Source organism: Roseateles aquatilis (assembly GCF_002205645.1).
Taxonomy (GTDB): Bacteria; Pseudomonadota; Gammaproteobacteria; order Burkholderiales; family Burkholderiaceae_C; genus Roseateles; species Roseateles aquatilis.
The window spans coordinates 211785-235644 of the sequence record NZ_NIOF01000007.1; the positions used below are offsets into that span (position 1 = coordinate 211785).

Annotated in this window: 13 protein-coding genes; 6 read left to right on the forward strand and 7 right to left on the reverse strand. The window is 68.0% G+C overall.

Annotated features, from left to right (window positions below):
- Nucleotides 1–220: 220 nt before the first annotated feature.
- Nucleotides 221–3013: a TonB-dependent receptor gene (locus CDN99_RS16835; RefSeq protein ID WP_088386038.1), complete on the forward strand. Its 2793-nt coding sequence runs from the start codon at nt 221–223 to the stop codon at nt 3011–3013.
- Between the two features lie 149 nt (nt 3014–3162).
- Here CDN99_RS16835 and CDN99_RS16840 read toward each other — a convergent pair whose 3' ends face one another.
- Together CDN99_RS16840 and CDN99_RS16845 are read right to left on the reverse strand one after the other, a co-directional pair.
- On the reverse strand, nt 3163–5163 hold the full coding sequence (locus CDN99_RS16840; RefSeq protein WP_088386039.1) for a S9 family peptidase: 2001 nt from the start codon (nt 5161–5163) through the stop codon (nt 3163–3165).
- Between the two features lie 73 nt (nt 5164–5236).
- Nucleotides 5237–7840: a TonB-dependent receptor plug domain-containing protein gene (locus CDN99_RS16845; RefSeq protein WP_088386040.1), complete on the reverse strand. Its 2604-nt coding sequence runs from the start codon at nt 7838–7840 to the stop codon at nt 5237–5239.
- A 620-nt stretch (nt 7841–8460) separates the two neighbouring features.
- Here CDN99_RS16845 and CDN99_RS16850 point away from each other — a divergent pair.
- The 3 genes from CDN99_RS16850 (at nt 8461) to CDN99_RS16860 (ending at nt 13485) form a co-directional block, all read left to right on the forward strand.
- Complete coding sequence (locus CDN99_RS16850) at nt 8461–11148, forward strand: TonB-dependent receptor (RefSeq protein ID WP_088386041.1); 2688 nt, start codon at nt 8461–8463, stop codon at nt 11146–11148.
- Between the two features lie 188 nt (nt 11149–11336).
- Entirely contained in the window at nt 11337–12563 is a 1227-nt protein-coding gene (locus tag CDN99_RS16855) for a geranylgeranyl reductase family protein (RefSeq protein ID WP_238139560.1), read from the forward strand.
- 166 nt (nt 12564–12729) lie between these two features.
- Nucleotides 12730–13485: a class II glutamine amidotransferase gene (locus CDN99_RS16860; RefSeq protein WP_088386042.1), complete on the forward strand. Its 756-nt coding sequence runs from the start codon at nt 12730–12732 to the stop codon at nt 13483–13485.
- Nucleotides 13486–13524: 39 nt separating this feature from the next.
- On the opposite strand, the gene CDN99_RS16865 is transcribed toward CDN99_RS16860, so the two are convergent.
- From CDN99_RS16865 to CDN99_RS16875, 3 genes are all read right to left on the reverse strand, one after another.
- On the reverse strand, nt 13525–15030 hold the full coding sequence (locus CDN99_RS16865; RefSeq protein ID WP_088386043.1) for a sensor domain-containing diguanylate cyclase: 1506 nt from the start codon (nt 15028–15030) through the stop codon (nt 13525–13527).
- Between the two features lie 199 nt (nt 15031–15229).
- Nucleotides 15230–16492: an acyl-CoA dehydrogenase family protein gene (locus tag CDN99_RS16870; protein ID WP_088386044.1), complete on the reverse strand. Its 1263-nt coding sequence runs from the start codon at nt 16490–16492 to the stop codon at nt 15230–15232.
- 94 nt (nt 16493–16586) lie between these two features.
- The gene (locus CDN99_RS16875; protein WP_088386045.1) at nt 16587–17333 is read right to left on the reverse strand and encodes a histidine phosphatase family protein; all 747 of its coding nucleotides are present in this window, start codon (nt 17331–17333) and stop codon (nt 16587–16589) included.
- A 203-nt stretch (nt 17334–17536) separates the two neighbouring features.
- Between CDN99_RS16875 and CDN99_RS16880 the strand changes: the two genes are divergently transcribed.
- Nucleotides 17537–19585 carry an acyltransferase family protein gene (locus tag CDN99_RS16880; RefSeq protein WP_088386046.1) on the forward strand — a complete coding sequence of 683 codons (2049 nt, stop codon included), beginning with the start codon at nt 17537–17539 and terminating at the stop codon, nt 19583–19585.
- A gap of 61 nt (nt 19586–19646) precedes the next feature.
- On the opposite strand, the gene CDN99_RS16885 is transcribed toward CDN99_RS16880, so the two are convergent.
- Nucleotides 19647–21644: a monovalent cation:proton antiporter family protein gene (locus CDN99_RS16885; RefSeq protein WP_088386047.1), complete on the reverse strand. Its 1998-nt coding sequence runs from the start codon at nt 21642–21644 to the stop codon at nt 19647–19649.
- A 247-nt stretch (nt 21645–21891) separates the two neighbouring features.
- Between CDN99_RS16885 and CDN99_RS16890 the strand changes: the two genes are divergently transcribed.
- A complete protein-coding gene (locus CDN99_RS16890; protein ID WP_088386048.1) occupies nt 21892–23163 on the forward strand; it encodes a Glu/Leu/Phe/Val family dehydrogenase in 1272 nt (423 codons plus the stop codon).
- 117 nt (nt 23164–23280) lie between these two features.
- Here the strand turns inward: CDN99_RS16890 and CDN99_RS16895 are convergent, their stop codons facing one another.
- Nucleotides 23281–23859: a DJ-1/PfpI family protein gene (locus CDN99_RS16895; RefSeq protein WP_088386049.1), complete on the reverse strand. Its 579-nt coding sequence runs from the start codon at nt 23857–23859 to the stop codon at nt 23281–23283.
- Nucleotide 23860: the final 1 nt, after the last annotated feature.

The following is a 23860-nucleotide window of genomic DNA, read 5'->3' on the forward strand; positions in this document are numbered from 1 at the left end:
CCCTTCGAGGCCGCCTTTTTCATTTTCGGTAAAAACTACCCGTTTCTTCCGACGCAAATTGATAGATGTGTAGCTACATGTTGTTTTCCTCATTTGCAGCAATCAGGGGACACCCGTAATCGCACATTGGTTGCCCATGCTTAAAGTTTCTTCACCGCCGAACACCGTGACTTGACGCAAGACGCCTCGTCGCATCGTTTTTATCGTTTCCAGGAACAGCATGGCCTCCTACCCTCAAATCCGTCGCATCAGTGCCGCCGCCGCGCTGGTGGCCGTCTCCATCGGGGCCGCGCACGCCCAGGAATCCCAGCAGCTCGAACGCATCGAGATCACCGGTTCCAGCATCAAGCGCGTGGCCAATGAAGGCTCGCTGCCGGTGCAGCTGATCACGCAGGAAGACATCAAGGCCTCCGGCGCGACCAACGTGGCCGACCTGATCCAGCGCCTGCCGGCCATGGGCGGCAACCTGACGATCGGCGACATCGCCATCGGCTCCAACTCCGGCGGCATCGCCACCGCCTCCATCCACGGCATCGGCGAGAGCTACACGCTGGTGCTGCTGAACGGCCGCCGCATCGCGCCGACCGGCTCGGGCAGCCGCATCAACCTGAACTCGATCCCGATGAGCGCCATCGAGCGCATCGAAGTCCTGACCGACGGCGCCTCGGCGTTGTACGGCTCGGACGCGATCGCCGGCGTCGTCAACTTCGTCCTGAAGCGCAACGTGCAGGGCGGCAACATCACCGCCAACTACAGCAACCCCGTCGGCTCGGGCGGCTCGGCGGCCAACATCAGCGCCACCTACGGTCTGGGTGATCTGGAGCGCGACGGCTACAACGTCGTCGCCACCTACCGCCGCGACGAGCAGAAGCAGCTCAAGTCCGGCGACCGCTCGTTCGCCAAGTCGGCCTACCTGCCGTTCACCTTCGGCGGCCGCCCCTACGCCTACGACCGCACCAGCACCTCGGCCGACCCGGCCAACGCGGCCGTCGTGTTCAAGCGCCTGACTGGCGAGACCACCACGCTGCCGGCGTACTCGTTCAACCCGTACCGCATGACCAACGGTCAATGCGCGACGAACAACGTCTACAGCCTGTCCAACACCATCCCGGCGAACTCGAATGCCAAGGCCGGCACGGCCCAATGCGCGTTCGACTTCGTCAGCACCATCGACATCTATCCCGAGTCGACCCGCGACGCGCTGTACCTGACCGGTGAAGCCAAGGCCGGCCAGAACGTTCGCGTGTACACCGACCTGGCCTTCACGCGCCTGGACCTGACCGCCCGCATCGCGCCGAACCCGGTGCCCATCGCCATCGGCACGTCGTCGCCGCTGTTCGCCAAGTACGTCGCGCCGTACCTGACGCCGGCCCAGATCGCCCACGTCGACACGGTCACCGCCAACTACCGCGCCACCGACTTCGGCACCCGCGACTCGCAGACCATCACCGATGCCAAGCACGCCGTGGTCGGCGCCAAGGCGGACATCGGCGAGTGGTCGCTGGACGGCGCCCTGACCTGGTCGCAGAACTCGCTGGACGAGCGCTACATCGGCGGCTACTTCAAGGCCAAGGAGTTCAACAACATCCTGTCCACCGGCGCGCTCGACCCGTTCGTGCCGTCGGGCAACCAAAGCGCCGCGACGCAGCAGCTGATCAAGGATTCGATCTATCACGGCACGATCCGCGAGGCCTCGACGACGCTCAAGGGCGCCGACGTGCGCGCCTCCGGCGAGCTGTTCAAGCTGCCCGCCGGCATGGTCAGCCTGGGTGTCGGCGCGGACTTCCGCAACTACCACTACAAGCAGACGCCGTCGGCCGACGCGGTGGGCGGCGTGATCTACAACTTCGCCCCCAACCCCGCCTATGACATGCAGCGCGACAACGTCGGCGCGTTCGCCGAGTTCCTGATCCCCGTGATCAAGGACCTCGAAGCCACCGCCGCGGTGCGTTACGACAGCATCAGCAAGATCAAGGACGCGATCAACAAGCGCGACTTCGGCAAGACCGAAACGGCGGCCACCTACAAGCTGTCGGCGCGCTACAAGGCGACGCAGTCGCTGCTGGTGCGCGGCTCCTACGGCACCGGCTTCAAGGCGCCCGACATGCTGGACATCGCCCAGCCGCTGGTGACCAACGGCGTGACGGCATCCAGCTACGACTGCCCGTTCCCCGGCGACGGCAGCGGCGCGGCGCCCTGCAAGCCCGGCAAGTCGCAATACACGCAGCTGTCCGGCGGCAACGAGGCGCTGAAGCCCGAGAAGTCCAAGCAGCTGACCTTCGGCGTGCGCTTCGACCCGACCAAGAACTTCGGCGCGAGCCTGGACTACTGGCAGGTCAAGCTGCGCGACGCCGTCAGCGCGGTGTCCGCCAACCAGGCCTTCGGCGATCCGCAGCTGTACAAGAACCTGTTCACGACCTACAAGCTGCCCGCCGAGACGAACGCCTACTACGCGTTCATGGCGCTGTCGACCAACATCGGCCAGTCGATCTACAAGGGCGTGGACTGGTCGCTGGAAGGCCGCACCGCCATCGAGGGCCTGGGCCGCCTGACCACCACGGTCAACGGCACCTACATGATCAAGGCGTCCTACACCCGTCCGGGTACCGCCACCGACTTCACCGACAGCCTGGGCAAGTACGGCGTGGACGCGCAGGTCATCTTCCGCAACACGGCGCAGGCCCGGTTCGCGCTGGAGACCGGCCCGGTGACCAACGCGCTGACGGTGAAGTACCGTTCGGGCTACACCGACATCTCGCAGACGGTGCGCGACCTGACGACCGGCGCCAACACCCGGGTGCAACTGACGGTGCCGAACTACATCACGTTCGACTACCAAGGCAGCTACCGCTACAGCAAGGCGCTGGAACTGCGCCTGGGCATCGCCAACCTGACCAACCAAGCCCCGCCGTTCACGCTGCGTGACTCGTCGGGCCACCAGGTCGGCTACGACCCGCGTTACGCCAGCCCTCTGGGCCGCACGGTCTACCTGACGGGCAGCTACAACTTCTGATCGCCGGGCACGAAGGTCTCGCGCTCCGGCGCGAAGCCTCCGCATCGATCGCCGCTTGACCGGTTCGCCGGCAAGCGGTTTTTTCATTGGGGCGGGGCATGAAAAACGCCCCCGATCGGGGGCGTCGTGACCGGCGAAGGGCGAGAGGGTCAGGTCATGTTCGCCGCCAGGAAACGCTCCACGCGCGACCAGAAGTCGACGTTGTTGGCCTCCTTGCGCCAGCCGTGGCCCTCGTCGTCGTAGACCACCCACTCGACGTTCTTGTTGTGCGACCGCAGCGCGTCGCGCATCTTCACGCCGTTGATCATGGGCACGCGCACGTCCTGCGCGCCGTAGGCCATCAGCACCGGCTGCTTGATCTCGGCGGCGCGCTGCAGCGGCGAGGTGCGACGGAACTGCTCGGCATCCTTCTCCGGATCGCCGATCAGGCGGCGGCGGCCGGTGTCGGGACCGCCGTAGCGGTTGAAGTCGGTCCAGGTGACGCTGAACATGAAATTCGGATCGGTCACGCCGACCCAGTTCACGCCGCAGCGGAACAGCTCCGGCTCCTTCACCAGGCCCATCATCGTCAGGTAGCCGCCGTAGCTGGCACCCGCGATGCAGATGCGCTTGGGATCGACCTTGCCTTGCTCGATGAGCTGCTTGACGCCGTCGGTGACGTCGTCCTGCATGGCCAGGCCCCATTGGCGCCAGCCGGCGCGGAAGAGCTTGTCGCCGAAGCCCGTCGACGCGCGCGGCGCCGGCATGAACACGGCATAGCCCCGCGAGGCCAGGAACTGCACGACCGGGTCCCACTGCATGTGGATCGGCCGCACCCACGGTCCGCCGTAGTGCAGCACCACGAGCGGCGGCTTGCCGTCGCCGGCCGGCAACGTCAGTTGCGCCGGGATCTGCATGCCGTCGCGCGCGGCATAACGGAAGAAGGTGGTCGGGCGCATCTCCGCCACCTTGATCCAGGGCCGCGTCGCGCCCAGGCCCTGGAACTTGTCATCCTTGACCTGGTAGAGGTAGTAGCGACCCGGATCCCGGTCGGAGGTCGACGCGATCAGCGCGATGCGCTCGTCGCCCGTGCCGGCCACCTGCAGGAAGTTGACCGTGTCGGGCAGCGCCTTGTCGACGACCGTCTGCAACGCCGCGTACTGCTCGTCGAGCCAGTAGGTGCCGGGCTTGATGGCCTCGTACTCGATGCCCAGCAGCGCCTCGCGGGTCTTGTTGAACCGCAGGTTGGCGTCGATGTCATACCCCTTGGCCGCGAACACCGGCGCCGGGTCGACCTTGCCGGTCTTGGGATCGAACATGTAGAGGCCGGCCGTGTCGTTCCCGGCATAGGCGGTGACGTACAGACGTCCATCACTCGCGATCGCCTCGGGCTGGACCGAGTTGAGCGAGTCGTCGTCGCGATAGGTGTAGACCTTGGTCCACGGTCCGTCGGCGGCGTCGCGGTAGTGGATGTCGAAGGTCTCGTCGCGGTAGGTCACGCAGCAGCGCACCGCGCCCTTGCCGTCGACCAGCCACTTCTGCGCGTCGCCGGGCGCGCCCAGCGTCAGCAGCGAGAAGCGTCCGGTGAGCGTGTTGACGCGGTACAGGCTGGACGACGACTTGCCCTTGGCCTGATAGGAATACGCGATGGCGCGGACATCGTCGGTGTATTCGCCATTCTCGAGCACGAGCGAATGCAGCGCGGCGCCCGGCGGCAGGAGCTTGGTCCCTTCGGACATGAAGGCTCGCTCCGCCAAGGTCACGAAGTTGGTGGCGTCGGCATTGATGGCGAACAGACCGGCGGCGCCGACCTGGTCACCGCCACCGCGTTGGCGATCGGTCACGGTGAAGATCAGCCGCTTGTTGTTGACCCAGCCCAGCCCGCCGGCATCGCCGTCGGAGAAGTTGGTGATGATCTTGGCCTTGCGGGTCGCGACATCGACCACGACGATGTTGCTGCGCCCATTGGTCACGCGCGTGCCCGCGACGTACTTGCCGTCGGGCGAGAGCCGGGCTCCGGAGAGCACGGGGTTGCGGAAGAAATCCTCGACCTTGAGCGAGGAGGCGGGCGCGTCGGCGGCCATGCCGACGACGGGGAAACCGGCGAGGGGAGAAAGGGCAGCCGCGGTCACGAGAGCGCGGCGCCGGGTGTCGGGAGTGCGTCGAATCATGTTCTGAACCGTGTGGAATGAAAAAGGGCGCCGTCGCCGGCGCCCTCCGAATGCTGCGTACAGCGCTTCCGAATCAACGGAAGGTGTACTTCGCGCCCAGTTGGAAGTATCGGCCGCGATTGGTGTACAGCTCGGCGAAGCCCATCTGCGTGTAGGTATTGCTCAACGCATTGGTCAGGCTCAGCGGAGGCATGCGGTCGAACACGTTCTTCACCGTGAAGCTCAGCTCCAGGTTCTTCACGCCGCTGTACACGACTTGCGCGTCGCCTTCCTCGTGGTTGCCCACCTTGCGGGTGTTCGCAGCGATCGGGAACGGCTTGTCCGTGTCCCAGAAGCCGCCCACCGTGCGCCACTGGAAGCCGTAGCTCCAGGGACCGTTCTCGGCCAGCACGCTGAAGTTGTTGCGGAAACGCGGCGTGGCGTAGGTGCCGGAGTACTCGGCCCAGCCGTCGCCTTCGTTCTGGCGCGTCTTGTTGGTGAAGTAGTAGGTCAGCAGGTTGCGGATCGTCACGTTGCCCAGCATCGTGCCGGACAGACGCCAGCGCGCATCCACGTCCACGCCCGAGGTCTCGCGCTCGGCGATGTTCTGCAGGTTGGTGAAGATGTCGAAGCGCGGACCGTTCTTGACGAACAGACCCTGGTCGATCGCCGAGGAGATCGTCGGGGAGCTGATGTCGTTGGTCTTCTTGATCTTCCACCAGTCGATGCTGGCGTTGATGTCCTTGGCCACCTCGAACACCGCGCCCAGGTTGAAGGTCTTGCCCTTCTCAGGCTGCAGGTTGGGGTTGGCGCCGTTCACCTGGAAGGCGTTCAACAGGCAGGACTGCTCGCCGGTCACCGGGTCCGTGGTCACCGGCACACCCAGCTTCACGCAGGCCGCCGGATCGGTGATGGTGGTCGCGCCCTCTTCCTGCGCGCCGTACAGCTGCTTCAGCACCGGGGCGCGGAAGCTGCGCGTGAACGAACCGCGGAAGGCCAGTTGCGGGGACACCGTCCACTTCAGGCCGACACGCGGGCTGGTGGCGTCGGCGTTGGGGTACTTGTCGTAGCGGATCGCGGCCTGTGCCTCGACCGACTTCAGCACCGGGATCGACAGTTCGGTGTAGACCGCCTTGTAGGTGCGCTTGGCTTCCACGGCCGCCTGGGCGATACCGCCAACGACCTTGCCTTCCTGGATCAGCAGGTCGGGCTCGTCGGACAGGGTTTCGTGGTTGAGGTTCACGCCAACGGCGAACTTCAGGGCGCCGGCGGGCAGTTGGTACAGGTCGCCAGCGATCTGGGCATTGAACGTTTCCAGCACCGACTTGCCGACTCGCTTGGGCGAGACCTTCAGGCTCTCGACGAACGCCGGATCATTGGTGTTGACGGTCGGGTTCAGCGCGCCGCTGCCGGTGGCATCGGCCCACAGGTCGGCGTTGTAGTAGTTGTGGTCCTGGTTGGTGACCTTGCTCTCGCCACGGGAGACCGCGACCTTCCAGTCGTAGTTTCTCCACGTGCCTTCCAGGCCGGTGGCCACGTTGATGAAGTCCGACTTGCGGTCGGTCATGCGGGGGCCACCCTGCATGAAGCGGCCGGCGATGTACACCGTGCCGGTGCCCGAGCCGTCCGCACGCTTGATTTCGTACGGCAGTTGGTTCGGGTTGGTGATCGGGACGATGAAGTAGTCCGGCACCGGGTGCGCGTCGAAGTGATCCTTCGAGTGCGAGAACGTGCCTTCGACGAACGCGCGCGTGTCGTTGTTGATCTGGAAGTTGGCGACGGCCATCGCGCTGACGCGATCGGCGCCGTTGTAGGCGGTCAGCAGCGACTGGTTGAAGTCGTAGCGGCAGATGTTGTTCGCGCCCAGCGAGCCGCTCGGGCAGGGGGCGTACGGAACACCGACGAGCGCGCCGGTGTTAGGGTTGATCACGTTGCCGGTCGGCGAGAACGAGCTGCGGGCGTCGGAGCTGCCGAAGCGGCGGAAGTCCACCGAGCTCGACAGGTCGCGGTCCTTGCGCAGGATCGGGTCGCGCTTGAGGATGTCCAGGCCCACCAGCACGTTGAAGCGGTCGGTGCTCAGGTCGCCGAAGCCGGCGGACAGGCCCGCGCGCTTTTCGGTGCCGTCGCCGCGGCTGGAGCGGCCCCAGCTGCCGTTGACTTCGATGCCCTGGTAATCGGTCTTCGTCACGAAGTTGATGACACCGGCCACGGCGTCGGCGCCGTACAGCGCGGAGCCGCCGTCCTTCAGGATTTCGATGCGTTCGATCGCGCCGATCGGCAGCGAGTTGATGTCGAACGCGGCGCCCGCGCCGGACGAGTCGTACAGCGCGTTCACCGGCAGGCGGCGACCGTTCAGCAGGACCAGCACCTGGCTGCTGCTCAGGCCGCGCATGCCGATGTTGGCGGTGCCGGAGCCGGACGGCGAGTTGGAGGCCAGTTCACCCTGGTCGAACACGTCGATCGAGGGGATCGAGCGCAGCAGTTCGTTCACCGAGGTGGCGCCGGTGCGCTCGATCGCCTTGCGCGAGAGCACTTCGATCGGCGACACGCCTTCGGCATTGGTGCGCTTGATCGCGGAGCCCACGACCTCCACGCGTTCCAGTTGCTGGGGGTTTTCAGCCTGTTGCGCATGCGCCAGGCCCGCGAGGCTGCCGAGCACGATCAGCGCCGCCGCGGAGAGAGTATTTCGTTGATGCATATCGTTTCCCAAATGAGCTGTGGAACGTTTGAACCACGGGAGGCAGCGCGCTTATGCCCCGTCCCGGTGGGGATCGAGCCGCCTCGCTGTTCCGAGCTAACGATTCTTCGGCACCGGTCTTCCAAGCCCCTGCGGGAACTCTCTAGGTCACTTCCGCCAAATCCGTGATCCATTCGTCACGGGTGTGAAATGTCATCCTCATTAAGTTGTTGATTTCCAATACAAATCGGCTAACACATGCGTGTTATCTGGCCATTCGTAAAGAAAGATTTCGTGACCAGGTCGTTCTGGCGCGTTGGCAGGTGGCAACAAAATGTGGAGATTTGTCAGGGTTCACCCTTGATTAACAATGGGACACGACGCCGATCTCCACGCGATCTCATCAACTCCACCCCGAAATATGTGGTTTTCCTACCACCGCTTCGCGAAAATCAGTTGGGGTTTTCGAGCATTCCAGCGATTTCGGACTGAGATCCGCCCGCCAGCATTACTTCTCACACCCGAGCAACATAACTTGACGACCCCCCCTGCACACTGAAGTTGGCCTCGGATACCCCGGGGCCGACTTCATTACATGGCGATGACATACCGCCATGTAAATCCCTTCAGGAGTAGTGCAGATGTACAAGCTGAACTCGGTGGGCCTGGCCGTGGCCGCCACCATCGCGGCCGCCTCCTTCCCGGCCTTGGCACAGGAAGAACAAACCCAGCTGGAGCGCGTCGTCGTGACGGGCTCGGCCATCAAGCGCATCGACGCGGAGACCGCCGTTCCGGTGACGGTGGTCAGGATGGATGACCTGAAGAAGTCGGGCATCACCTCCGTCGAGCAGGTCATGGCCAACCTGTCGGCCGTCCAGACGTCGACCAACACGGCGCAGGCGGTGGGGTCGAGCAGCGGCGGCGCGTCGTTCGCGAACATGCGCGGCATCGGCGCCGACAAGACGCTGATCCTGCTGAACGGGCAACGCATCGCCAACAACGCGGTCGACGGCTCGGCGCCCGACCTGAACATGATCCCGTTCGCGGCCATCGACCGCATCGAGGTGCTGCGCGACGGCGCCTCGGCGCTGTACGGCACCGATGCGATCGGCGGCGTGATCAACTTCATCACGAAGACGAATTACCAGGGCGGCTCCATCAGCGTGGGCTACGACTCGCCCGAAAAGGCCGGCGGCAAGTCGCGCAGCGTGAACGCCGGCTTCGGCTACGGCGACCTGCAGAAGCAGGGTTTCAACGTCTTCGGCTTCGTCAGCTATCGCAAGCAGGACGCCATCTCCGGCACCCAGCGCGACTTCAACCAGCGCATCCCGGGCGGCCTGTCGTACAGCACCGATCCGGCCAACTACACGCAGGACAACTCGACCTTCTACAACCCGGCGGGCAGCGGCTGCGCGGGCACGCAGATGATCAACTCGAAGGGCGACTGCAAGCTGGTCACCGCTTCGTTCGTCGACTTCACGCCCAAGACCGAGACCGCGTCGGGCATGCTCAAGGGCAGCCTGCTGGTCAACGAGAACCTGACCCTCGGCGCCGAGCTGTTCACCACGCAGAACAAGGTCACCACCTTCGTCGCGCCGGTGCCGTATGGCGGCTACGTGATCAACCCCGGCACGGCGTACTACCCGAACAACCCGGCGCTGAACCCCAATTTCGACGAGACCTCCAGCCCGCTGGCGGGCCAGCCGTTCAACGCGCCGTCGAGCGCCTTCCCGAATCCCGCGAACGTGCTGCCCGGTTTCGTCTACGTCTACTGGCGCGACTTCCCGAACGGCTCGCGCGGCCAGATGAACAAGAACAACCAGAACCGCCTGCTGCTGACCGCGGACGGCAATGCGCTGGGCTGGGATTACTCGGTCGCGGCCTCGTACAACCGCAACAAGGTCGACCAGTACCTGGTCAGCGGCTACGCCAACGGCGACATGATCGGCGAAGGCCTGCTGACCGGCGTCATCAACCCGTTCGGCGCGCAGACCGATGCCGGCAACAAGTTGCTGGCCGACGCCGCCCTGAACGGCCGCCTGCAGTACGCCACCGGCACGGTGCAGAACCTGAACGCGCACGCCAGCCGCGACCTGGGCGACTGGCTCGGCGCCGGCCGGCCGGCGCAACTGGCGCTGGGCGTGGAGGCCCGCCACGAGAAGTTCGTGTCGGCCGCCGATGTCGATTTCGCCAGCAAGGTGGTGGCCTCGACCGGCGTGGACCCCAACTTCAAGTCAGAAGGCTCGCGCAACGTCACCGCGCTGTACGGCGAGCTGAACGTCCCGGTGCTCAAGACGCTCGACGTGACCGGCTCGCTGCGCTACGACAAGTACAGCGACTTCGGCAGCAGCACCAATCCCAAGGTGAGCTTCCGCTTCCAGCCGATGAAGGAGCTGCTGGTGCGCGGCTCGGCCTCGACCGGCTTCCGCGCGCCGACGCTGTATGAGCTGTATGCCAACCCCTCCTTCACCAACACCGCCGGCAACTACGCCAACCCGCTGCTGTGCAAGGACGGCCAGACCGGCTCGCAATGCGACGGCCAGTACCAGGTCATGAACGCCGGCAACAAGAACCTGAAGCCGGAGAAGTCGCGCACCGCGACGCTGGGCTTCGTCTTCGAACCGATCGCCAACGCCAGCATCGGCGTGGACTTCTGGTGGGTGCATCTGAAGGACACGATCGGCTCGATCCCGCAGTTCGCGCTGTTCAACAACTACTACAACTACCCCGAGCTGCAGCAGTACTTCCACTTCGGGCCCAACAACACGCTGTCCCTGTCCAGCCTGAACTGCCCCGGCGACAGCTGCGGCTACGTCGACCAGACGCTGCTGAACCTCGGCAAGGTCCGCACCAACGGCCTGGACCTGAGCGGCCAGTACCGCCTCTCGACGAAGGCCGGCACCTTCGACTTCGGCCTGAACAGCACCTACGTCGCCAAGTACGAGTTCCAGGACTTCAAGGACGGCTACTGGGTCCAGAACGTCGGCACCTACGGCGAGTCCGGCCCGATCTTCCGCTGGCAGCACAACCTGACGACGAACTGGCGCTACGACCAGTTCGGCGCCGGCGCGGTGATGCGCTACAAGTCCGGCTACATCGACTTCGATCCGAGCACCAACGCCCGCGTCTCGTCGTACACGACCTTCGACGTGTACGGCACCTGGGCGCCGCGCAAGGACCTGTCGCTGGTGCTGGGCGTGCGCAACCTGTTCGACCGCGCGCCGCCGTACACGAACCAGGAAGACCTCTTCCAGGGCGGCGGCTGGGACTCGCGTTACGCGGATCCGACCGGTCGCGCGTATTACGTGCGGGCCACGTACTCGTTCTGATCGACGCGGCCCAGGCCGCCAGCGCCGGACGCCGCGAGCGTCCGGGGCCCCATCACGGGAGGGGTGACCCTCCCGTTTTTTCATCCGGCGAAGGCTGTCGCCGGGCACTGGCGGCACGGCCGGGGCTGCCATGGGGAGGGCGCGGCGGGCTTACCTAGAATGGCCGCCTTCTCGACACCACCATTCCCATGTCCATGTCCAACGCGTCCTGGCCCACGGCCTGCCAAGTCCTGATCGTCGGCGCCGGTCCGGCGGGGAGCGCCGCGGCGCGCTGGTTGGCGCGGGCGGGTTGGGACGTGGTGATGGTCGACCAACAGTCGCTGGGCCGCGACAAGGTCTGCGGCGACGGCCTGATCCCCGACGCGCACCATGCGCTGGAGCGGCTCGGCCTGCTCGACCGCGTGATGGCGAAGGCGCAGCGCTCCGCGCATGTCGGCTGCATCGGACCGCGCGGCGGCCGCATCGACGTGCCCGGTCATCTGGCGGTGCTGCCCCGCAAGACGCTCGACGAGATCCTGAACCTCGGCGCCCAGGAGGCCGGCGCGCGCTTCATCGCGCCGGCGCGGTTCGAGGCCGCGCTGGAAGACGCGCAAGGCCGCGTGCGCGGCGCCCGGCTGACGATCGACGGCCAGGCGCACGAGATCGCCGCGGACTGGGTGATCCTGGCCACCGGCGCCGTGCCCAAGGCGCTCACCGCCGCCGGCATGTGCGAGCGCCACACACCCAGCGGCGTGGCGCTGCGCGGCTACGTGCGGGCGCCGGCGCTGGTCGACGAGATCAAGGCGCTGGAAGTCGTCTGGTGCAAGGCGGTGCAGCCGGGTTACGGCTGGATCTTCCCGGCGCCGGACGGCACCTTCAACATCGGCGTCGGCGTGACCGACAGCCACCGCGACCTGGCCGGCAAGGGCAAGAAGAAGGACGTCAACCTGCGCGAGATCTTCGACGCCTTCGTCGCCCAGTACCCCAACGCCCAGCGCCTGATGGCCGAGGGCGAACTGGTCGGCGAGCTCAAGGGCGCGCCGCTGCGCTGCACGCTGAAGGGCGCGCGCTGGACGCGGCCCGGCCTGCTGGTGTCGGGCGAGGCGGCAGGCTCGACCTACTCCTTCACCGGCGAGGGCATCGGCAAGGCAATGGAGACCGGCCTGCTCGCCGCCGAGGCGATCCTGGCGCACCGCACCGACGACGCGAAGGTCCGCGAGGCTTATGAGCAGGGCCTGCGCGCCCTTCAGCCGAAGTACGACCTTTACGAGCGCGGCAATCGCGTCAACCGATTCCCGTGGCTGGCGGACCTGCTGATCTGGCGCGCCAAGAAGAGTCCGCGGCTGCTGGCCCGGATGAGCGGCGTGCTCAACGAGACCAGCAACCCCGGCAACCTCGTCAGTCTGAAGGGGCTGACGCGGCTCTTCCTGGAGTGACGCCCGCCCATGCCGGCCCCGCACGGCGGCCTCCAGCGACGGCCGGGGCCGCCGGCCGGAAATGACGACCGGACCCACGCCCCGCGCCGAAGCCCGGACAATGACGCCTTCACGCATGACGTCGCCCGCATGACGTTCCCCGCATGACGCCCCAGGAGATTCCGGCATGTGCCAGCTAATGGGCATGAACGCCCGCCGACCGACCGACGTGATGTTCAGCTTCGCCGGCCTGGCGACGCGCGCGCACGAGCACAAGGACGGCTTCGGCATCGCCTTCTTCGAGGGCCGCGGCCTGCGGCATTTCGTCGACCACCACAGCGCGCGGGTCTCGCCGCTGGCGGAGCTGGTCAAGCGCTACCCGATCCAGAGCGACGTCGTCATCGCCCACATCCGCAAGGCCACGCAGGGCGTGGTGTCGCTGGAGAACACCCATCCGTTCGTGCGCGAGCTGTGGGGGCGCTACTGGGTCTTCGCCCACAACGGCGACCTGAAGGGCTTCGCGCCGCGGCTGCATGCGGCGTTCAAGCCGGTCGGGCAGACCGACAGCGAGCAGGCCTTCTGCTGGTTGATGCAGGAGCTGGCGAAGGCCCACGCCGACATGCCGGCGATCGATGAGCTCAACCACACGCTGCGGGAGCTGCTGCCGCGTCTGAATCAGCACGGCACCTTCAACATGCTGCTGTCCAACGGACAGGCGCTGTGGGCGCACGGCTCGACGAAGCTGCATTACCTGCTGCGCCAACCGCCATTCGGCCCGGTCACGCTGCAGGACGAGGATCTGACCATCGACCTCGCCGCCAAGACCACCGAGCAGGATCGCATCGCCATCGTCGCGACCGAGCCGCTGACGCGCGGCGAGGCGTGGATGCCGATCGAGCCGGGAACGCTGAAGGTCTTCGTCGGAGGCGAGGCGCTCTGCTGAGCCCGTCGGGCGCGGACCGCCCGGCGGCAGCGTCGCGGATCAGGCCGACTGCTGGCAGATCAGTCGCGCGCGTCCCGCCTGCTTGGCCTGGTACAGCGCGGCATCCGCCGTCTGGATGAGCTCCTGCGACGCCTCCCCCAGCAGCGGCACGCGCGCGGCCACGCCGATGGACAGGCTCACCGAGCGTCGCACCGGCGAGCCCTCATGCTCGATCGCGGCCAGGCGCACGCTGTCCAGGCAACGCTGCGCCACGACCTGCGCGCCGGCCAGATCGGTGTCGACCAGCAGCACCGCGAATTCCTCGCCGCCGTAGCGGCACACCGACTCACCGCCGCGACCCACGCAACTGCGCAGCAGCGTGGCGACGCGGCGCAGGCAGTCGTCGCCGGCGACGTGGCCGTAGCAGTCGTTGTATTGCTTGAAGTGGTCGATGTCGACCATCAACAGCGCCAGCGGCCGCTCGCTGCGGGCGGCGCGTTGCCATTCCTGCTGCAGCAGCTGGTCGAAGAGCCGCCGGTTGCCGACGCCGGTCAGCCCGTCGGTCGTCGACTGCCGCGCCAGCAGCTCGTTGGCGCGCTTGAGGCGTTCCTCCTGCCGCTTGCGCTCGGTCAGGTCGGTGACGATGCAGACGTACAGATGGATGGTGTCGGTGCGCACCTCGGCGATCGCCAGTTGCAGGTGCAGCGCCTCGCCGCTGCGGTGGCGCGCGGTCAGCTCGCGCGGCTGGCCGAGCAGCGACTGCGGGTCCATCTGCGCCGCCGCCACCGCCGCGCCGTGCCCCGACATCGCCGCGCCCAGCAGCATGCCGATGTGCACGCCCTGCAGCTCCGACGCGGTGAAGCCGAACAGCTGCTCGCAACTCGGGTTGGCCTCCAGCACGTGGCCGCCCGAATCGAGCGTCAGGATGCCGTTGGCCGCGGACTCGATGGTCGCGCGGAGCTGGGCCCGGCTGGCGGCCAGCCGCTGCTGCTCGTGGATCAGGTCGGTGACTTCCATCCGCACGCCGACGATGCCGCCCGAGGGCGTGCGCGACTCGTAGATGCGCAGCCACATGTCGTCGTGCACGCGCTGCAGCAGCGGCGAGACCTGCTTGCCGCGCGCCTGCTTGCGTTCCTCCATCCACTCTGGCTCGCGACCGCGCGCCTCCGGAATGCCGCCGCGCGACAGCGATTCACGCACCAGATCCTCGAAGGTCGACTTGCGCTGGAAGTGGCGCAGCATGTGCGGATAGATCTCCACCAGCCGGCGGTTGAAGGCGATCAGTCGGTCCTGCTCGTCGAAGATCTCGACGCTCGCGGGCAGCGCGTCGATCGCTTCCTCCAGCGTGCGCTGGGCCAGCCGCGCCTTGTCCTGCGCGCGCGACAGGCTCGACACCATCGCGACGGCCAGCAGCACCGTCAGCGCCAGCGACGCCATGCCCACCCACACCAGCCAGCCCTGCGCCGCGTGGCCGCCCAGGCAGGCGACCAGCACGATCGCCTGCAGGCCCATCAGCAACGCGAACGCGAGCAGCGGCCAGGTGCGGACTTCGGCGAAGCGGTTCATCGGTGGCGCCGGGACGAAAAAAAAGGTGGCTGATCCTAGCCACCCTCGTCCGCGAAGGAAACTGGTCCTCTTGGGGGAACCGCGTTCCAGCGACGTCGCCCGTTGGAGGGGCACCACGCTCCGATGGGGGAGTCCGTCGGGCGCCGCGCCAGGAGGCTCTCGGCGCCCGACGCGCCGCGTCGGGGCCGGGCCGCGCGCCTCAGCCGCCGCGGGTGATGGGCATGTCGACGGCGCTGGCCGGCAGCTTCATGTGGCGCGCCAGCTCCAGCTTGGCCAATGCGTTGCGGTGCACCTCGTCCGGGCCGTCGGCGAAGCGCAGCGTGCGCTGTCCCGCCCACATGTAGGCCAGCGGCGTGTCGTCGCAGACGCCCATGCCGCCGTGGACCTGGATCGCCCAGTCGATGACCTGCAGCGCCATGTTGGGCGCCACGATCTTGATCATCGCGATGTCCGCCTTGGCGACCTTGTTGCCGACGGTGTCCATCATGTAGGCGGCGCGCAGCGTCAGCAGCCGCGCCTGCTCGATGCCGCAGCGGGCCTCGGCGATGCGTTCCTGCGTCACCGACTGCTGCGCGATCGTCTTGCCGAAGGCGGTCCGCGCGATGGCGCGCTGGCACATCAGCTCCAGCGCGCGCTCGGCCGCGCCGATCGATCGCATGCAATGGTGGATGCGCCCGGGGCCGAGGCGGCCTTGCGCGATCTCGAAGCCGCGGCCCTCGCCGAGCAGGATGCTGTCGGCGGGCACGCGCACGTTCTTCAGCTCGATCTCCATGTGGCCGTGCGGCGCGTCGTCGTAGCCGAAGACGCTCAGATGGCGCTTGACCGTCACGCCCGGCGTGTTGGCCGGCACCAGCACCATCGACTGCTGCTCGTGGCGGCCCGCGTCGGGATTGGTCTTGCCCATCACGATGTACAGCGCGCAGCGCGGATCGCCGGCGCCCGAGGACCACCACTTGGTGCCGTTGATGACGTACTCGTCGCCGTCGCGCTCGATGCGGCACTGGATGTTGGTCGCGTCCGACGAGGCCACGTCGGGCTCCGTCATCAGGAAGGCCGAGCGGATCTCGCCGCGCAGCAGCGGCTCCAGCCAGCGGTCCTTGTGCGCCTCGGTGCCGTAGCGCTCGATGGTCTCCATGTTGCCGGTGTCCGGCGCCGAGCAGTTGAAGACCTCGGACGCCCAGTACACGCGGCCCATGATCTCCGCCAGCGGCGCGTACTCCAGGTTGGACAGCCCCTGCGGCGCGCGCGGCGAGCGCGGCAGGAACAGGTTCCACAACCCGGCGGCGCGCGCCTTGGGCTTGAGCTCCTCGATCACCGTCGTCGGGATCCAGGCGTTGCCGGCGCGGCGGTTGGCGTCGATCTCCTGGTGGTAGCGCTTCTCGTTGGGATAGATGTGCGCGTCGAAGAACGCCAGCAGGCGCTCGCGCAGCTGTTCAACCTTGGGGCTGTAGTCGAAGTTCATGTGGGGCTCCCCGGGGATCGCCTGTGGGTGATGGGCGGATTGGTGACGGATGGGCGACGGTGACGGATGGCCGTCGGATGAGCGATGCGGCCGTTCAGCCGCGTTGACTCCGGTAGCGCAGGTACTGGGCGTACAGCGCTTCCATGGTGGTGGCTCGTTCGTCCGCGTGCAGCGGATGCGACGGGGCGTAGTTGCAGACACGCAGCAGCCAGTCGCCGGGCGCGTCGTCGCGGGGCGGCGCCACGTCCAGCACGTTGATGCAGGCCGGCGATTGCACCCAGCTGCCCAGCATCAGCCGCTGCCCGCCGGTCACGGCGTGCGACAGGATCGCCGCGTTGACCACGCCGTGCAGCACCAGCAGCGCGCAGTCCCAGTCGGGATCGGCCTGCAGCCGCGCGACGCCGCCGAGCACGCGGTCGAGCAGCTCGCCGACGCTCTCGCCGTTGAGGAAGCGCTGGGACTCGTCGACCGGGCTGCGCTGCAGGCCGGTGAAGGCCCGCGCCAAGTCCTCCTGCGCGATGTCGCCGAGCCGGCCGCCGCGGATCTCCTGCCACTCGGTCCAGGTCTGCGGCTTCAGCGCCGACTGGCCGGCGTGGCGCAGCACCAGGTCCGCGGTCTCGACGGTGCGCGGCAGGCCCGACACGATGACGCGGTCGAAGCGCACGCCCGCGGCGCGGAAGGCCTCGCCGGCGGCTTGCGCCTGGGCGATGCCGTCGTCGTTGAGCCGCACCTGTTCCGGCAGCACGGGACGGCCGGTGGCGCCGTCGAAATACGTCACCGCGCCGTGCCGCATCAGATAGACGCGGCGCCGTTGCGGCGTGCGGGGCTGGGTGTCCAACATGGGCGGCAGTGTGGCGCAACGCGGGAAGCCGCACTGTCACGCAGGCGGCAGGCCCGGCGACGGGCCACAATTCGCGCGCCGTGGCGCGGCACCACCGCCCTCCGCCTCGACTCCTGCCTGGCCCGACCTCCTGCCCTGACGCTTTGGTGACAAGTCCTTTTTCCGCTCCCCCGCTTCCGTCCTCGTCGTCCGCGCGCGCCGCGATGGCCGCGGACCTTCCGCTGCGCGACGACATCCAGGTGCTGCGCGCACTCGCCGTGTCGTGGGTGCTGCTCTATCACGCGCAGGTCCCCGGCGCGTCCGGCGGCTACCTGGGCGTGGACATCTTCTTCGTCATCTCGGGCTTCCTCATCACCGGGCTGATCCAGCGCGGGCTGCAGCGCGGGACGTTCTCGTTCATGGCCTTCTATGGACGCCGCGCGCGCCGCCTGCTGCCGGCCGCGTACGTCGTGCTGGGCGCGACGCTGCTGGCGGCGCCCTGGGCGCTCAACCGCACCGAGCAACTGGACTTCGTCGCGCAGTTGCTGGGATCGCTCGGCTTCGCGAGCAACTTCGTGCTGTGGCATCAGACGGGCTACTTCCAGGGCCCCTCGGACCTGAAGCCGCTGCTGCACTTCTGGTCGCTCGCGATCGAGGAGCAGTACTACCTCGTGCTGCCAGCGCTGCTGTTCTTCACACCGGCGCGCATGCGGGCCGGCGCCGCGATCGTGGTGACCGCCGCAAGCCTGGCGCTGCTGCTGTGGTGGCAACCGCGCAATGCCAGCGCGGCGTTCTATCTGCTGCCCACGCGGGCCTGGGAACTGGGCCTCGGGTCGATCGGCGCCCTGATGACCGCCACGCTGGCCGACCCGCGATGGCGCGATCTCGCGCGACGTCTGCTGCGCTGGGCGACCTGGCCGGCGTGGGCGTTGCTACTGTGGGTGCCGCACGCGCCGCAGGCATTCGGTCCGGCGCATCCGGGCCCGGCGGCGCTGGTCGTCGGTCTCGCGACGCTGGTGCTGCTCCTGCGCGAGCCGATGACCCTGCCGCGCGCGGCGGCGCCGTTGATCCGCATCGGCGACTGGTCCTACGCGCTGTACCTGGTGCACTGGCCGCTGCTGGCCTTCCTGCGCAACGGCTGGGTCGGATTGAAGTCCGACCCGGCCTCATTGGCGGCGTGGCGGATCGGCGCGGTGCTGCTCGCGGTGCCGCTGGCGTGGCTGCTGCACCGCGCGATCGAACGCCCAGCCAAGGCCGCCTTGACCGGTTGGCGCGGCGCGGCGGTGCTCGGCGCCGGAACCGTCGTGCTGGCCGCGGGCGCGGTGATGCTGGCGTTGCATCGACCGGCGCCGGGCTCGATCGACTTCGTCGAGCTGCGCAAACCCAACTACGGCCTGTCCGCCAACTGCGACGCCGAGGAACCCTTCGACGGGCGCGAGGCCTGCCGCACCCGCCCCGGCGCGCGCTGGATGGTGTGGGGCGACTCGTATGCGATGCACCTGGTACCGGGTCTGGTCCGCGTCGCCAGCGATCGCGGGCTGGCGCAGGCGACGAAGTCCTCCTGCGGGCCTTTCCCCGGCGTGACGCCGGTGAAGCCTGGCACCGGTCGCGGCAACAGCTTCGCGCCGCCGTGGATCGAGCAATGCGCGGCGTTCAACGCCTCCGTGCTGGACTGGCTGGCGGCGCATCCGGAGATCGACACGGTGATCCTCTCCAGCCTGCTGACGCAGTACCTGGATGCCTCGACCTTCGAATTGCGCCGCACCGGCACGGGCATCGACGCCGAGCGCGACGCCCCCGCCATCCGTGGCGAAGCGGCGATGCGGGCGGCACTGCTGGAGGACGTCCTGGCCACGGTGAAGCGCTTGCGCGCGATGGGCAAGCGGGTGATGTTCATCGCGCCACCGCCGTCGGCGGCCTTCGACGTCGCGGCCTGCCTGGAGCGGCGACAGGCGGGCCGATGGGCGATCGGCGCGACGCCGGGATGCGTCATCGATGTCCAGGACGACCAGCGACGGCGCGCCGCCGAGCATCGTTTCGTCGACGCGCTGGCGGCGGCCGATGCGCGCCTGCCGGTGCTTCGCTTCGAGCCCCTGCTGTGCGACGCCCGGCAATGCCATGTGGAACGCGACGGCGTGCCGCTCTACCGCGACCAGGGGCACCTGAGCCGCGAGGGGTCGCGCCTGCTGTTGCCGGCGGTGATGGAGGAGGTGACGGGGGCGACGCAGATGGCGCTGCTCGACCGCGAGCCCCTGCACGACAACCGACGCTGAGGAACCTCGGCACCCCTCGGTGGCAAAACCGTGGGTCGCCGCGATGGCGGAGGGGACGGGCTCACCCCACCAGCAACCCGTGCTCCGCCCGCGCCAACGCCTCCGGCGTCCCGGACACCACCAGCGTGTCCCCGCCCTGCAGCACCAGGTCGTCCCGCGCGTCCTGCACCGCGCCGCTGGGCCGCCGCACCGACACGACGCTGATGCCCCACGAGGCCACGCCGATCTCGCCCAGCATCCTTCCCTGCAGCAGGCTCGCCACCGGCAGGCTGATCGATTGCAGGCGCGCCTGATCGCGCTCCTCCACCGTGTCGTCATCCGCCCCGTGGAAGTAGCCCCGCAGCAGCCCATACCGCCGATCGCGCGCATCGCGCGTGATGCGCAGCACCCGGCGCATCGGCACGCCCACCAGCGCCAGCGCGTGGCTGGCCAGCATCAACGAGCCCTCGATCGCTTCCGGCACCACCTCGGTCGCGCCTGCGGCGCGCAGCTTCTCCAGATCGCTGTCGTCGATGGTGCGCACGATCACCGGCACTTGCGGCGCGTGGCTGCGCACCTCGTGCAGCACCTTCAATGCCGAGGCCGTGTCGTGATAACTGATGACGACCGCGCTGGCCCGCGACAGGCCCGCCGCGATCAGGCTGGGCAGGCGCGCCGCGTCGCCGAAGACGACGCTCTGCCCCGCCGCCGCGGCCTGCCGGACGCGGTCCGGATCCAGGTCCAGCGCCATGTAGGGGATGTGCTCGGCCTCCAGCAGCGTGGCCAGGTTCTGCCCGCTGCGGCCGTAGCCGCAGATGATCACGTGGGCGTCGGTCTTGATCGACTTCTTCGCGATCGTCGTCAGTTGCACCGACTGCAGCAGCCAGTCGCTGGCCGACAGCTTCATCACGATGCGATCGCTGTGCTGGATGATCAGCGGCGTGACGAGCATCGACAGCACCATCGCCGCCAGCACCGGGCTGACCCACTGCGCGGCGATCAGGTTGTGCTGCGCGCCCAGCGTCAGCAGCACGAAGCCGAACTCCCCCGCCTGCGCCAGATAGAGGCCGGTGCGCAGCGCCACGCCGGTGGGCGCGCGAAAGAGCTTGGCCAGCCCCGCCACCAGCAGGAACTTCGCCAGCGTCGGCGCCAGCGTCAGGATGATCACCAGCGGCCATTGGTAGACCAGCGTCTGCCAGTCGAGCCGCATGCCGATGGTGATGAAGAACAGCCCCAGCAGCACGTCGTGGAAGGGACGGATGTCCAGCTCCACCTGGTGCTTGAACTCGGTCTCCGCGATCAGCATGCCGGCGACGAACGCGCCGAGCGCCAACGACAACCCCGCGTGCTCGGTCAACCAGGCCAGGCCCAGCGTGACGAGCAGCAGGTTCAGCATGAACAGCTCCTGGCTCCTGCGCCGCGCCACCATCGTGAGCCAGCGCCGCATCACATGCTGCCCGCCGGTCAGCAGCAGCACCAGCAGCACGGTCGCCTTCAACCCCGCCCAGCCGAGCGACTGCAGCATCGCGCTGCCGCTGCCGCCCAGCGCCGGGATCAGCACCAGCAGCGGCACGACGGCCAGATCCTGGAACAGCAGCACGCCGACGACGCGCCGGCCGTGTTCGCTCTCCAGCTCCAGCCGTTCGGCCATCAGCTTGATGACGATGGCGGTGGAGCTCATCGCCATCGCCGCGCCCAGCACCAGCGAGCCCTGCCAGCCCAGGTCCCACGGCAGCCCCAGCGCCCCGAACAGCCACCGCAGCAGCACGTTGCCGGCCATGGTGCCGCCGATCGTCATCACCACCTGCAGCAGTCCCAGCCCGAACACCATCGAGCGCATGCTGTGCAGCTTGGGCAGGTTGAATTCCAGTCCGATCGCGAACATCAGGAACACGACGCCGAACTCGGCCAGGTTCTGCACCGCCGGGACGTCGCTGGCCAGCGCCAGCGCGTTGGGCCCGATCAACACGCCCACGACCAGGTAGCCCAGGATGGGCGGCAGCTTCAGTGAGCGGCACACCACCACGCCCAGGACGGCGGCGATCAGATAGATGAGGGTCAGGTCCAGCGCGGTGAGCATGGCGGAGATAGTACTGGGCGCCAGGAGGACGGCAGCCGCCCCCATGCGCTGGATTTGCCCGTCTCGGAGTCGCCCGCCCGGTTCCCTCCGGGACTGGCTTTGGTCACGGGTCGGGAGCAAACTACCGGCCTCGTGCCCCCTTATGCATGGGGCGCATGCCCGCATGTGCACTCGGCTTTGCCGGACGTGGCGGACCGGCCGGGCTTCGGGGTACCGTTCGCGCCACCGAAAAGTTACGGAGCATTTCATGCCCAATCTGTCTTTCGTTTCTCCCACGCGCAACAGTCCCTGGGGCACCTACCTGTCCCAGATCGACGCCGTCGAGCCCTACCTGGGCAAGCTGGCACGCTGGGTGGAAACGCTGCGCCGCCCCAAGCGCGCGCTGATCGTGGACATCCCCATCGAACTGGACAACGGCACCATCGCCCACTTCGAGGGCTATCGCGTGCAGCACAGCCTGACCCGCGGCCCCGGCAAGGGCGGCGTGCGTTACCACCCGGACGTCACGCTGGAAGAGGTGATGGCGCTGTCGGCCTGGATGACGGTCAAGAACGCCGCGGTCAACCTGCCTTACGGCGGCGCCAAGGGCGGCATCCGCCTGGACCCGAAGTCGCTGTCGCTGAAGGAGCTGGAGAAGGTCACCCGCCGCTACACCAGCGAGATCGGCATGATCATCGGCCCGACGCAGGACATCCCCGCGCCTGACGTCAACACCAACGGCCAGATCATGGCCTGGATGATGGACACGTACTCGATGAACGTCGGCGCCACGGCGACCGGCGTCGTCACCGGCAAGCCGATCGCGCTGGGCGGCTCGCTCGGCCGCGTGGCCGCCACCGGCCGCGGCGTGTTCGTCGTCGGCCGCGAGGCGATGCGTCGCCTGAACGTCGGCATGGAAGGCGCGCGCGTCGCCGTGCAGGGCTTCGGCAACGTGGGTTCGGTGGCCGCGAAGATGTTCGCCGCCAACGGCGCCATCGTCGTGGCGGTGCAGGATCACACCGGCACCATCCTGAACGAGAACGGCCTGGACATGACCGACCTGCTGGACCACGTGGCCCGCACGGGCGGCGTGGGCGGCTTCAAGGGCGCCGACCGCATCGACAACGAGAACTTCTGGGACGTCAAGTCCGACATCCTGATCCCCGCCGCTCTGGAAGGCCAGATCACCGGTGAGCGCGCCCAGCGCGTGCAGACCCGTGTCGTGATCGAAGGCGCCAACGGCCCGACGACGCCGGACGGCGACGCCGTGCTGGCGGACCGCGGCATCATCGTCGTCCCCGACGTGATCGCCAACGCGGGCGGCGTGACGGTGTCCTACTTCGAATGGGTGCAGGACTTCTCGTCGTTCTTCTGGACCGAGGACGAGATCAACGTCCGCCTGGACAAGATCCTGGTCGGCGCGTTCAAGGGCATCTGGGACACGGCCGAGCAGCACAAGATCCCGCTGCGCACGGCGGCCTTCACCGTGGCCTGCACGCGGGTGCTGGAAGCGCGCGAGGAGCGCGGTCTGTACCCCTGACGCCAGCGCGGGTCCGCCCTCGGCGGATCCGCCCCGGCAGCGCACCGACAGGCTCCGCGAGGAGCCTGTTTTTTCTTGCGCGCGACGGCTCTCGCCTGGCTGGGCCGCGAGGGGCCGTCAGTGGGTGATCTTCGTCCCGAGCACGGCCAGGAACTGCGCGATCCAGGCCGGATGCGCGGGCCATGCCGGCGCGGTCACGAGCTTGCCGTCGGTGACCGCCTGGTCGACGGGAATGGCGGCGTAGCTGGCGCCGGCCAGTTCCACTTCCGCCGCGCAGGCCGGATAGGCCGACACCCGCTTGCCGCGGATGATCCCGGCCGCGGCCAGCAGCTGGGCGCCATGGCAGATGGCGGCGATGGGTTTGTCGGCCTGCGAGAAGTGCTGCACCAGCGGCAGCACGCCGGGCATCGTGCGCAGGTACTCGGGCGCGCGTCCGCCGGGGATCACCAGGCCGTCGTAGTCCTGCGCCTTGACCTCGTCGAAGGTGGCGTTGAGGGTGAAGCGATGGCCGGGCTTCTCCGAGTAGGTCTGGGCGCCCTCGAAGTCATGGATGGCCGTCAGGATGAAGTCGCCGGCCTTCTTGCCGGGACAGACGGCATCGACCTGGTGACCGACCGCCAGCAGCGCCTGGAAGGGCACCATCAGCTCGTAGTCCTCGACGTAATCGCCGGCCAGCAGCAGCAGTTTCTTGCCCATC